Origin of the sequence: Micromonospora sp. NPDC000207 (genome assembly GCF_040300925.1) — a bacterium.
Lineage (GTDB): Bacteria > Actinomycetota > Actinomycetes > Mycobacteriales > Micromonosporaceae > Micromonospora.
In genome coordinates this window covers 1-11,074 of record NZ_JBEPEQ010000149.1, presented here as the reverse complement: position 1 = coordinate 11,074, position 11,074 = coordinate 1, and the positions used below count along the sequence as shown (strand labels likewise).

The following is an 11,074-nucleotide window of genomic DNA, read 5'->3' as shown; positions in this document are numbered from 1 at the left end:
ACCCCGGAGCCCCCCCCGCCCTCGCGGCCCCACTCCCCCCCCCCCCCCGCGCCCCCGACGATGTCGGGGTGCCCGGCTCGTTCGTGCCCGGCTCGTTCGTGCCCGGCTCGTTCGTGCCCGGCTCGTTCGTGCCCGGCTCGTTCGTGCCCGGCTCGTTCGTGCGGGGAGTCCTTGCAGGTCAGGCGCGGATGGGGGGACCGTTTTGCGGTCCGTGGGGGCGGTGCGCTAACGTTGTCCTACCGACGCGGGGTGGAGCAGCTCGGTAGCTCGCTGGGCTCATAACCCAGAGGTCGCAGGTTCAAATCCTGTCCCCGCTACGACTGCGAGAACGGCCCCGAGGATATCCTCGGGGCCGTTCTCGTCGTCCAGGGGCTGCATCCCAGACTGCGTCCAGGGGCTGCATCCCAGACTGTTCTGAAGGGCTGCACCACAGATTGCGTCTCGGTGCTGCGTCCCAGACTGCGTCAGCGGTGCTGCACCCCCAGATTTCGTCCGAGGGGATGCATCCCGGTTCGAGCCTCCGTTGATCGTTTGTCGCCAACCTGACCTTTTCCCGGCGTGTCGCGTAGGTTTCCAGCAAGCGATCATGGGTGGGGCGACTTGCTGGGCGAGTCCCGAGGTGACCTGCAGGGCGACGCCACTCTCGGCGGCGGACTCGGCAGCCGACGCGGTGATGTCAGTGGATGTGTGACCCCTGCGGATCGTGGCGGCGGCGATGCGATAGGCTTCAGATGTCGACGCGGGGTGGAGCAGCTCGGTAGCTCGCTGGGCTCATAACCCAGAGGTCGCAGGTTCAAATCCTGTCCCCGCTACCATCGGCGAAACGGCCCCGAGGATATCCTCGGGGCCGTTTCCGTGTGCCGTCGCCCCCTGCCCCACCGGCCACCCCCACCGGCCACCCCCACCCACCCACCGGCCGCGCCGTCGGCCGTCACCGGCTCACCCGGACGAGGCGCATGGTGGCACCGGCTCGCGCGGACGAAGCGACTCGTAGGGACGAAGCGGTGGTGCCAGCGGATCGCGGGGACGAAGCGGGTGACGGTGTGGCGGCGGTAGGCGAGGATGTGGGCATGTCTTCCTGGAACAGATGGTGGGGCCGGCTCGGCACGGTCCTCGGTGCCGTCACGCTGTCCGTGTTCGTCCCCGTGGTGGCCTGGGCCTCCACCGGGACCGGTGAACTGGTGCTGGAGGCGGCCCGACGTCGCTCCCGGGGCGGGTTCGGTCTGATCGGCCTGCTCTGCTGCCTGGTCGTCGTCGCGGTGGTCGTGCTGCTGCTGGTCCGCATGATGCGTGGCCGACGGGGCGGCCCGCCCCGCTGACCGGCGTCCCACCGACCGGTCGGCTCCGGCCGCCCCGGCGGTGGCCCGGACTCCGGCCGCTTCGGCGTTCCGGGGGGTGGTCACCAGGCTCCGGCTGCTCCGGCGGTGGTCACCAGGCTCCGGCTGCTCCGGTGGGGGCACCGGGTTCCGGCCGACCCAGTGGGTCCGGCGAGGGTTACTCGGCGAGGGCGGCACCGGCTTCGGCGACGAAGCGGGAGGCGGCCTCCCGGACGGACTCCTCGCCGGTCTGCACGCTTGTCGCCGTGGCGGTCAGCAGACGCCGTACCTTGGCGTGGCCTCTCGGCGGCGGGGCCGGGGCGGGACCGAACCGGTCGGCCAGGGTCGCCTCGAAGGCGGCGCTGCGGCGGACCGCCTCGTCGGCGATGTTCTCCTGGACGTACCGGCGGACCCCGAGGTTGGCGCTGAGCCCTCGTTCGATGCCGAGGGCCTGGCCGACCTCCAGGTTGTTGGTCAGGAAGTTGATCACGTCGACGGCGGCGTCCGGGTGTCGGGTGCCCCGGAAGGCCGCCCAGTACATCGAGGCCCGGGCCCAGTGTGCCGCCGGTGGGCCGGGGCAGCTGACCAGGTCGAGTTCGTCGTCGGTGTGGCTCTGGAGGTCGGCGAGCTGGTTGGACCAGATGAACGAGGCGGCCGTGTCGCCGGTGACGATGAGCTGTCGGCTGGGGTCGCTGTCGACGGTCCGCAGTAGCAGTCGCAGGCTCGGGGTGGCCTTGTCGGATCGGGCCTGCTGCCACAGGTCGAGCCAGTCGACCATGTCGGTGGTGGTGAAGCCGAGCCGTCGGCCCCGGTACAGCTCGGCGTTGCGCGACCGCAGCCACAGCCAGAACGGCCGGTAGTCCCCGGACGGGTCCATGGTGCCGGCGACCCGGCCGTCGGAGGTCCGAGTGACCTGCCCGGCCCAGGTCAGGAACTCCGGGTAGGACATCCCCATCGTGGGCTCGGGCAGGCCGAGTCGACGCAGGAGGGTCCGGTTGAACGCCATCGCCGGGGTGTTCTGGGCGGCGGCCACCGCCATGGTGCGACCACCGACCTCGGCGTAGCTGGCCAGGCTCTCGGGGAGTTGACGGAGGTCCAGCCGGTGGTCCTGCCGGTGTCCACTGAGGTCGTACAGGATCTCCCGCTGGGCGTACTCGGCGAGGTAGTTGTCGTCGATCTGGAACAGGTCGGGAGGGTTGCCGCCGGCGGCCTGGGTGGCGAGCCGGTCGTAGTAGCCGGGGTTGCCCTGCCAGGTGACCTTGAAGGTGACCCGGGGGTTACGGGCGGTGTAGAGGCGTAGCGCCCGCTCGGTGTTCTCCGCCCGCAGCTCGTTACCCCACCAGAAGATCGACAGCTCGATCGGTTCGTCCCGGACCTGGGCGGCCTCGTCCTCGGTGCAGCCGGCGAGGGCGCCCGAGGTGAGCACTGGCAGACCCAGGAACGCGGTGAGCAGCCGCCGACGGCCGGGGTCGGCGTCCGCACGCGACAGTGGCGAGCGCCGGGCGGTGGGCAGGATGCGTCGGGGGGCGGGCAAGGGAAGACTCCTCGGTGCCGAGCAGTGGCCGCGGTCGGACCATTTACACAGGTCGTGGGCGGTAGTGTCAACGGCCGCCCCTCCTCCGCAGCGGTAGGTGCACCGGGCCGTACGGTCAGTCGATCGACGGCCGTGGTCGGTGTCGGCCTTCGGTGGTGACGTCGGTCACGGCGGTTCCCCATGGTGTACTAGGGCCGTGGAACTTCTGCACTCTGGCAAGGTCAGGGACCTCTACGCCGACGGTGACGACCTCATCCTGGTCGCCACCGACCGGATCTCGATCTTCGACGTCGTGCTGCCGACGCCCATTCCCGACAAGGGGCGGCTGCTCACCGCGCTCTCGCTGTGGTGGTTCGACCAGCTGGCCGACCTGGTGCCCAACCACGTCATCTCCAGCACCGACGTTCCGGCGGAGTTCGCCGGACGGGCGATCCGGTGCCGCCGGTTGGACATGGTCCCCGTCGAGTGCGTCGCCCGGGGGTACCTCACCGGCAGCGGGCTCGCCGAGTACCAGCGCACCGGTGCCGTCTGCGGGGTGGAGCTGCCCCGAGGGCTGGTCGAGGCATCGATCCTGCCGGAGCCGATCTTCACTCCGACCACCAAGGCCCCCGTCGGCGAGCACGACGAGCCGATCACCTTCGCCGACGTGGTGGACACCGTCGGCGCGGAGACCGCCGAGCGGCTGCGCGACATCACCGTCGCCGTCTACTGCCGGGGTGCCGAGATCGCCGCCGACCGGGGGATCCTGGTCGCCGACACCAAGATCGAGTTGGGATGGGCGTCGGACGGGACCCTGGTCCTCGGCGACGAGGTCCTCACCTCCGACTCGTCCCGGTTCTGGCCGGCCCCGTCGTACCAGCCGGGTCGGGCCCAGTTCTCCTTCGACAAGCAGCACGTCCGGGACTGGGCCGTCGCCGCCGGATGGGACAAGCAGGCACCGGCTCCCGAGGTCCCCGCCGAGGTGGTCGAGGCGACCCGCGCCCGGTACGTCGAGGTGTACGAGAAGCTCACCGGCGAGCGCTGGGACTGACCGGCCGAGGTCAGTCCGCCCAGTCGAGGGTGCGCTGCACCGCCTTGCGCCAGTTGTGCAGCTCACCCTCCCGGTGGGCGGAATCCATGGTGGACGTCCACTGGGCGTCGGAGCGCCACTGGGCCCGCAGGGTGGCCAGGTCGGGCCAGAACCCGACGGCAAGCCCCGCGGCGTACGCGGCACCGAGGCAGGTGGTCTCGGTGATCCGGGACCTGACCACCGGGACGTCCAGAACGTCGGCGAGGAACTGCATCAGCAGGCCGTTGGCGGTCATCCCGCCGTCCACCCGCAACCGGCGCAGCGCCACGTCGGAGTCGGCGTTCATCGCGTCGACCACCTCCCGGGTCTGCCAGGCCGAGGCTTCCAGCGCCGCCCGGGCCAGGTGCCCCTTGGTGATGTATCCGGTCAACCCGGCGATGATCCCCCGGGCGTCCGAGCGCCAGTGCGGGGCGAACAGCCCGGAGAACGCCGGCACGACGTAGCAGCCACCGTTGTCGTCCACGCTCCGGGCCAGCTCCTCCACCTCGGCGGCGGTGGAGATCAGACCCAGGTTGTCCCGGAGCCACTGCACCAGTGCGCCGGTGACCGCTATGGCCCCCTCCAGGGCGTACGAGGCGGGCTGGTCACCGATCCGGTACGCCACAGTGGTCAGCAGGCCGTGGCTGGAGGTGACCGGCCCGGTGCCGGTGTTGAGCAGGAGGAAACTGCCGGTGCCGTACGTGCACTTGGCCTCGCCTGCGGAGAAACAGGTCTGCCCGAACAGGGCCGCCTGCTGGTCACCGAGGGCACTGGCCACCGGGACCCCGGCGAGGACCCCCTCAGCGGTGCCGTACACCTCGGAGGAGGAGCAGATCTGCGGCAACATCGCCGCCGGGACACCCAGGGCGTCGAGGAGGTCGGCGTCCCAGTCGAGGGTCTGCAGGTCCATCAGCATCGTCCGGCTGGCGTTGGTGACGTCGGTGACGTGCCGTCCGGTCAGTTTCCAGATCAGCCAGCTGTCCATGGTGCCGAAGAGCACCTCGCCGCGTTCGGCCCGCTCGCGCAACCCCTCGGTGTTATCGAGCAGCCAGCGCAGCTTCGGCCCGGCGAAGTACGTCGCCAGGGTCAGCCCGGTCCGCTCCCGTACCCGCTGTTCGCCGTGGGTCCGGTCGAGTTCGCGCAGTTGGGGGCCGGTACGGGTGTCCTGCCAGACGATCGCGTTGGCGACCGGTCGCCCGGTGGAACGGTCCCACACCACTGTCGTCTCCCGCTGGTTGGTGATGCCCACAGCGGCGAGCCCGGCCGGGTCGGTGCCGGCGGCGGCGACCGCCTCCCGGACCACCAACTGGACGTTCTCCCAGATCTCCTCGGCGTCGTGCTCCACCCAGCCGGGTCGGGGGAAGATCTGCCGGTGCTCCCGCTGCGCCACGGAGACGACCTCCCCGGCCCGGTCGAAGACGATGCACCGGGAGGAGGTGGTGCCCTGGTCGATGGCGGCCACGTACTGCGGGGTCATCGCAGCACCGTACCGAATCCGGCACCGGTGCGCCGTCCGACGGACGCCCCACCGCCCCAGGTCGCACAGTGCGTCGGCCAGGCCGCCCCCAGGTCCTACCGCGGCGGGCCGGGCCGCCCCAGGTCGCACAGTGCGTCGGCCGGGCCGCCGCAGGTGTGCCCGCACTGCGGCGGGTCGGGCCGCCCGGTCAGCCGGGACCGGGGCGGGCGTGGTGGTCGGTGCCGACGGCGGCGCTGATCCGGACGACCGTGCCGGAGTCGCCGGTCTCCACCTCCATGGTGTCGCTCAGCTTCCGGGCCAGCCAGAGCCCCCAACCACCGGCGGTCTCCGGGGCCGGTCGGCTCCGGTCGCCGAGGCGCTGCTCGCTGATCCCCTGCCCGTGGTCGGCGACCTCGCAGATCAGCTGCGTCCCGTCCGGCCACAGCCGCAGCCAACCGTGCCCGCCGCCGTGCCGGACCGCGTTGGTGATCAGCTCGTTGACGGCCAGGACGAAGTCGTCCAGGCTCTGCCCTCGTAGCCCCGCCGCGTACGCGCAGGAGGTGACCGAGTGGCGTAACTCGGTCACCCGGCCCTCGTCGAAGGCCTCGGCGATGAGGACGAAAGGTTCGATGGGCACAACCGTACGTGGTGCAGGGGCGTTTGCGTCCGGCATGGCGGGTACCGCCGATGGATCTTGAGAGTCGTCGCGGTTTCCGCCATCGTACGCCCAGCCGCCGACGTCGTGGGTCGGCTGACCTCCGGCCCGGCTTCCCGGTTGTGGCATCGTGTCGCCCATGTCCCCGGCCGGTGGTTTCGAGGTCCCGCTCTGGCGCGCTGTCGCGGTGTTCCGGTTCGCCTCCCTGGGGTACGTCTGCGTGCTGATCCTGCGCGACTACGACAGGTACGCCCACCCGTTCGCCGCAGCGGCCGTCCTGCTGGTGATGCTGGCCTGGACGGTGGTGGCCGCCGTCGGGTACGCCCGACCGTCCTGGCGTCGGTGGCCGCTGCTGCTGGCCGACCTCGGTGTGGTGCTCGGGGTCCTGCTGGTCACCCCCTGGGTGGTGGGTCGGGAGGCGCTGGCGGCCGGGGTGCCCACCCTGGCAGTGGCCTGGCTCGGTGGCCCGGTGCTGGCCTGGGCTGTCTCCGGGGGACGGCGTCGCGGCACTGTGGCCGCGCTGCTCGTCGGCGCGGCGGACCTGGCCACCCGTGAGCAGATCGGCGACTCCTCGTTCACCGGGCCGATACTGGCGCTGCTCGCCGGGGTGGTGGTCGGGCACGTCGCCCGACTGGCAGCGACCGCCGAGGAACGGCTCCAACGGGCTGTGGAGTTGGAGGCGGCGACCCGGGAGCGGGAGCGGCTGGCGCGCGACATCCACGACTCGGTGCTCCAGGTGCTGTCCCTGGTGCAGCGTCGCGGGGCGCACCTGGACGGGGAGGCCGGTGAACTGGCCCGCCTGGCCGGTGAACAGGAGGCGGCGCTGCGTGCCCTGATCACCGCCCCGGAACCGGGCACGGGTCCACCCACCGGTGCCGACCTGGACGTCCGCACACTTCTGGGCCGGTACGCCTCGGCGGGGGTGTCGGTGTCGGCACCGGCCACCCCGGTACCGTTGCCCGCCCCGGTGGCCAGGGAACTCGCGGCGGCGACCGGGGCGGCGCTGGACAACGTCGAGCGGCACGCCGGGGGACGGGCGTGGGTGTTGATCGAGGACGAGGGGGAGACGGTGACGGTGTCCGTACGCGACGAGGGGCCGGGGATGTCGCAGGAGCGGCTCGACGAGGCGGCCCGGCAGGGTCGGCTGGGGTTCGCCCAGTCCATCCGGGGGCGGGTCGGCGACCTGGGCGGGGCGGTCCGGGTCCACTCCGCGCCCGGCACCGGGACCGAGGTGGAGCTGGTAGTGCCCCGGAGCGCCGGGTGAGCGTACGGGTGATGGTGGTCGACGACCACCCGATGTGGCGCGAGGGGGTGGCCCGGGACCTGACCGAGGCCGGGCACCTGGTGGTGGCCACGAGTGGTGAGGGCCGGCAGGCGCTCCGGGTGGCCCCGGCCGCCCGCCCCGACCTGGTGGTGCTGGACCTGCAACTGCCCGACATCTCCGGCGTCGAGGTGGTCCAGGGTCTACGTGCCTCGTTGCCCCAGGTCCGGGTGCTGATGCTCTCGGCCAGTGGGGAGCAGCAGAGCGTCCTCGACGCGGTGAAGGCCGGGGCCACCGGCTACCTGCTGAAGTCCGCCGCCCCGGCGGAGTTCCTGGACGCGGTCCGCCGGGCCGCCGCCGGGGAGCCGGTCTTCACTCCCGGCCTGGCCGGTCTGGTCCTCGGCGAGTACCGCCGCCTCGCCGCCGGTGGCCCGGGGGACGGCGGGACGGACCCGGGGGAGGGTGCACCCCGGCTCACCGAGCGGGAGACCGAGGTGTTGCGTCTGGTCGCCAAGGGGCTGTCCTACAAGCAGATCGCCGAGCGTCTCGGCCTGTCCCACCGGACGGTGCAGAACCACGTCCAGAACACCCTGGGCAAGCTTCAGCTGCACAACCGGGTCGAGCTGACCCGTTACGCGATCGAGCAGGGCCTGGACGACTGAGACCTCCGGGTGCCGGCCGGCCCCCTGACACCTCCGGCGGCGGTCGACCGGCCCTCTGAGACGTGCGGGCGGTCGGCCGACCCCTAGGGTGGCCGGGGTGCCGGTCGGCGCCTCAGTGCGAGGCCGGCGGCCGGGTCTCGTGGATCGCCAGCTCCTCGGCGCTCGCACCGCCCCCGGCGGAACCGGCGTCGTAGGCGACGGAGTCGCTGTCCTGGTCGGAACGAACCCCTTCGTCCGGTTCGACCAGGCGACCCACCTGAGCGTCGGCGGTCGAGCCCAACTGGCCGTGGTCGTAGAGGGAGACCGGGGAGTTCGGGTCGGAGGTAGGACCGGGATTCATCACGTCCGCGTCGAGCTGGGCCTGCGCGGCGGCCTCCTCGCTGTCGGCCTCCGCGGCGATGTCCGGGTCGACCGGCCCGGCGAGCGGGTCGTCGGCCGGACGCTCGTACTGCTCGCGGGCGAGCTTGCTGTCCAGGGACTCGCCGTCGAGCTGCTCGTCCGGCGTGGTGCCGAACCTGTCGACCGCCACCGGCATGCGGTCACCGGGAAGCTGGGCCGGCTCCGGGCCGTCGGCCTCCCGACCGGTGGCCACGTCGTCGTAGGCGGTGGAGTCGTCGTCGGCGGTGTCGGGCAGGCCCTGCGCCTCAGGATCGGACACGGGGGTCGGGTACTCGTCGTCGCGCATGGTGGAGCACTACCCGTTGCCTCTGCCGGGTAACCGACCCGGAGCCTGCGAAACGCCCGCCGAGGCCGGGTCGTTCAGCCGAGGAAGGCGGCCTCGTCCTCGGCGTACAGGACGCACCAGACGACCTTGCCCGCCGGAACGTCGGTGCTGCCCCAGCGCCGGGCGACGGTGTCGATCAGCAGCATCCCCCGGCCGCCGGTCGAGGTCGGCGGGGCGAGCCCGGTGAACGACGGCTGCCGGTGGGACTGGTCGCGGACCGCCACGTGCAGGGCGTCCACCCGGGGGGCCAGCCGCAGACTCATCCCGGTCCGGGCGTGCGCCACCGCGTTGTTGACCATCTCGGTGATCGCGATGCACCCCGGCTCCACCAGCTCCGGCAGCCCCCAGCGGACGCAGTTCTCGGTGACCAGGGTCCGGGCCTCCCGCGCCGCCCCCACCACCGGTGCCAGGGACAGACCCACCGACCGGGGTCGGGAGGTCGCGCCGAGGGCGGTCAGCGCCGAGGTCAGGGTCGGATGCACTGTGGGGCCGTCGGGTGGGACCGTCGTCCCGGGTGGGCAGGTCACCCCGGCCGGGTCGAGGAGGGCCAGCTCCGTCCCGGGCCAGTCGGCGACCTCCCGGTCGAGGTCGGCGAACATCCCCCGGGCGGCGGGGACGACGCTGACGAGACCGGACAGGTCGATCACCGTCGGACCCGCGCGCTCCCACAGACAAGTGAGCAAAATGTCACGTACGGTGGTGATGTCGGCGGCGTCCAGGGTCCCGGTCAGGGGGACGACAGTAGTCGATCCATCTGTTCCCACCAGGCATTGCGCGTCCGTCGGCATAATCCTGTCATTGTGCACGTCGAGTACGCAGAGTGCATCTGCCGGCGGGGACGACCGTCAGCGGAGCCACCGATGGTGACCGGAGCGTCGCTGCGTGGTCGAGAGGGTCGGTGACCGGCCCGGATCCCAGCTGTCGATCGGGCCGTTCGGGTCGATCCGCCCCGGCCCGGCTCGCCTGACCGATCCCGATCTGTCAGGTTTGGGCCTCTCGGGGCTCGGTTAATGGGACGCTCTGACCGGAGGACCACCCGCTCGCAGAACGCATGGAGGTGACCCATGCGCGTCGGCCTAGTCTGTGCACACGCCGGCCCGTTCCCGCACCTCGACGGCCCCGCCGTCGGCACCCACCAGCACATCGCCCGGGTCGCCGCCGAACTGGCCGCGCGAGGACACGACGTCCGGGTCTACGAACGTCGGGAGGAACCGGGTTCGGCCGAGTCGACCCAGGTCGACGGGTACCTGCTGGAGCGGGTTCCGGTCGGCCCCACCGCGCCCACGGCCACCGCCGCGCTGGTCGGGCACGTACCCGAGTTCGGGCGCTGGCTCAGTGAGCGGTGGTCGGGCGCCTGGCGGCCGGACGTCGTACACGGCCACTACTGGATCGGCGGCCTCGCCGCCGCCACCGCCGTACGGGACACCGACATCCCGGTGGTCCAGACCTTCCACTCGCTCGGGGTCGAGCAGCTGCGGCACCTGGGCCGGGGGTACGACGGGCCGGGGGAGCGGATCCCACTGGAACGGGCGTTGACCCGGGCGGTGGACATAGCCGTCGCCCAGTGCAACGACGAGGTCGACGAGCTGACCCGGATGGGGTTGCAACGCGCCTCGGTGGCAATGGTCCCGGCCGGGGTCGACGTCGAGCGGTTCCACCCCGACGGCGAGGCGGCACCCCGGGATCAGCGGTCCCGGATCCTGTCCGTCGGCGGACTGTCGGCCGGACACGGACAGGAGGACCTGATCCGGGCGATGCGACTTGTCGGCGACGTGGAACTGGTCATCGCCGGAGGGCCGCCCGCCGACCGGCTGGCCAACCACGCCGAGGCCCGTCGTCTGCGGGAGCTGGCCGAACGCCACGGCGTCGCCGACCAGGTACGCCTGGTCGGTGGGGTGCCGCACGACCAGATGGCCACCTGGTACCGCTCGGCCGACGTGGTCGCCTGCACCCCGCACTACTCCTCCGCCGGGCGGGTGTCGCTGGAGGCGATGGCCTGCGGCGTACCGGTGGTCGGATACGCCATGGGTGGGCTCGCCGACGCGGTGGTCGACGAGGTCACCGGCAAGCTGGTGCCTCCCGGCGACGTCCGGGCGCTCGGCGTCCAGCTGCGGCGGCTGCTCGCCGACAACGCGGGTCGGTTCGCGTACGGCCACGCGGCGGTGGACCGGGTCCGGTGCAGCTACACGTGGGAACGGACCGCCGGGGCGTTGGAGCGGCTCTACGAGCGGGTGGTCGGGTTGCGACGCCCGGTCAAGGCCTGAAGTCGGCCACTGATTCAGCTGCTGCGTCGGGCCGGGGTCGGCAGCCCCACCGTCTTCGGGTGACCCTCGTGGCTCGTACGCGCCGCCGGGGCACGACGCCCGGCGGGGGCCTCCCCGGCCCCGGTCCCGGCCCCGGTGCCGGTCCCGACCCCGG

At 72.4% G+C, this 11,074-nt stretch carries 11 protein-coding genes and 2 tRNA genes; 8 read left to right on the top strand and 5 right to left on the bottom strand.

The window, feature by feature from the left end; translation table 11 throughout:
• From ABT336_RS24970 to ABT336_RS24955, 4 genes are all read left to right on the top strand, one after another.
• On the top strand, window positions 1-229 hold a 229-nt coding region (locus ABT336_RS24970), incomplete at its 5' end, for a pentapeptide repeat-containing protein (protein ID WP_350899645.1).
• 14 nt (window positions 230-243) lie between these two features.
• A tRNA-Met gene (locus tag ABT336_RS24965) sits at window positions 244-317 on the top strand.
• A gap of 421 nt (window positions 318-738) precedes the next feature.
• Window positions 739-815 (top strand) — tRNA-Met (locus ABT336_RS24960).
• 255 nt (window positions 816-1,070) lie between these two features.
• The gene (locus tag ABT336_RS24955; RefSeq protein ID WP_350899643.1) at window positions 1,071-1,319 is read left to right on the top strand and encodes a hypothetical protein; all 249 of its coding nucleotides are present in this window, start codon (window positions 1,071-1,073) and stop codon (window positions 1,317-1,319) included.
• 175 nt (window positions 1,320-1,494) lie between these two features.
• On the opposite strand, the gene ABT336_RS24950 is transcribed toward ABT336_RS24955, so the two are convergent.
• A complete protein-coding gene (locus ABT336_RS24950; protein WP_350899641.1) occupies window positions 1,495-2,850 on the bottom strand; it encodes an ABC transporter substrate-binding protein in 1,356 nt (451 codons plus the stop codon).
• Between the two features lie 196 nt (window positions 2,851-3,046).
• On the opposite strand from ABT336_RS24950, the gene ABT336_RS24945 reads away from it, so the two are divergent.
• On the top strand, window positions 3,047-3,880 hold the full coding sequence (locus ABT336_RS24945) for a phosphoribosylaminoimidazolesuccinocarboxamide synthase (protein WP_350899639.1): 834 nt from the start codon (window positions 3,047-3,049) through the stop codon (window positions 3,878-3,880).
• A gap of 10 nt (window positions 3,881-3,890) precedes the next feature.
• Here ABT336_RS24945 and glpK read toward each other — a convergent pair whose 3' ends face one another.
• Both glpK and ABT336_RS24935 read right to left on the bottom strand, forming a co-directional pair.
• A complete protein-coding gene (gene glpK, locus ABT336_RS24940) occupies window positions 3,891-5,375 on the bottom strand; it encodes a glycerol kinase GlpK (protein ID WP_350899637.1) in 1,485 nt (494 codons plus the stop codon).
• Between the two features lie 187 nt (window positions 5,376-5,562).
• On the bottom strand, window positions 5,563-6,027 hold the full coding sequence (locus ABT336_RS24935; RefSeq protein ID WP_350899635.1) for an ATP-binding protein: 465 nt from the start codon (window positions 6,025-6,027) through the stop codon (window positions 5,563-5,565).
• A 121-nt stretch (window positions 6,028-6,148) separates the two neighbouring features.
• On the opposite strand from ABT336_RS24935, the gene macS reads away from it, so the two are divergent.
• Together macS and ABT336_RS24925 are read left to right on the top strand one after the other, a co-directional pair.
• On the top strand, window positions 6,149-7,273 hold the full coding sequence (macS, locus tag ABT336_RS24930) for a MacS family sensor histidine kinase (RefSeq protein WP_350899634.1): 1,125 nt from the start codon (window positions 6,149-6,151) through the stop codon (window positions 7,271-7,273).
• Between the two features lie 11 nt (window positions 7,274-7,284).
• On the top strand, window positions 7,285-7,932 hold the full coding sequence (locus tag ABT336_RS24925; RefSeq protein WP_350899647.1) for a response regulator: 648 nt from the start codon (window positions 7,285-7,287) through the stop codon (window positions 7,930-7,932).
• A 112-nt stretch (window positions 7,933-8,044) separates the two neighbouring features.
• Here ABT336_RS24925 and ABT336_RS24920 read toward each other — a convergent pair whose 3' ends face one another.
• Window positions 8,045-8,617: a DUF5709 domain-containing protein gene (locus ABT336_RS24920; RefSeq protein ID WP_350899632.1), complete on the bottom strand. Its 573-nt coding sequence runs from the start codon at window positions 8,615-8,617 to the stop codon at window positions 8,045-8,047.
• 74 nt (window positions 8,618-8,691) lie between these two features.
• On the bottom strand, window positions 8,692-9,303 hold the full coding sequence (locus ABT336_RS24915; RefSeq protein ID WP_350899630.1) for an ATP-binding protein: 612 nt from the start codon (window positions 9,301-9,303) through the stop codon (window positions 8,692-8,694).
• Between the two features lie 417 nt (window positions 9,304-9,720).
• Between ABT336_RS24915 and ABT336_RS24910 the strand changes: the two genes are divergently transcribed.
• Window positions 9,721-10,920, top strand: a complete 1,200-nt coding sequence (locus ABT336_RS24910) for a glycosyltransferase (protein ID WP_350899628.1) — start codon at window positions 9,721-9,723, stop codon at window positions 10,918-10,920.
• Window positions 10,921-11,074: the final 154 nt, after the last annotated feature.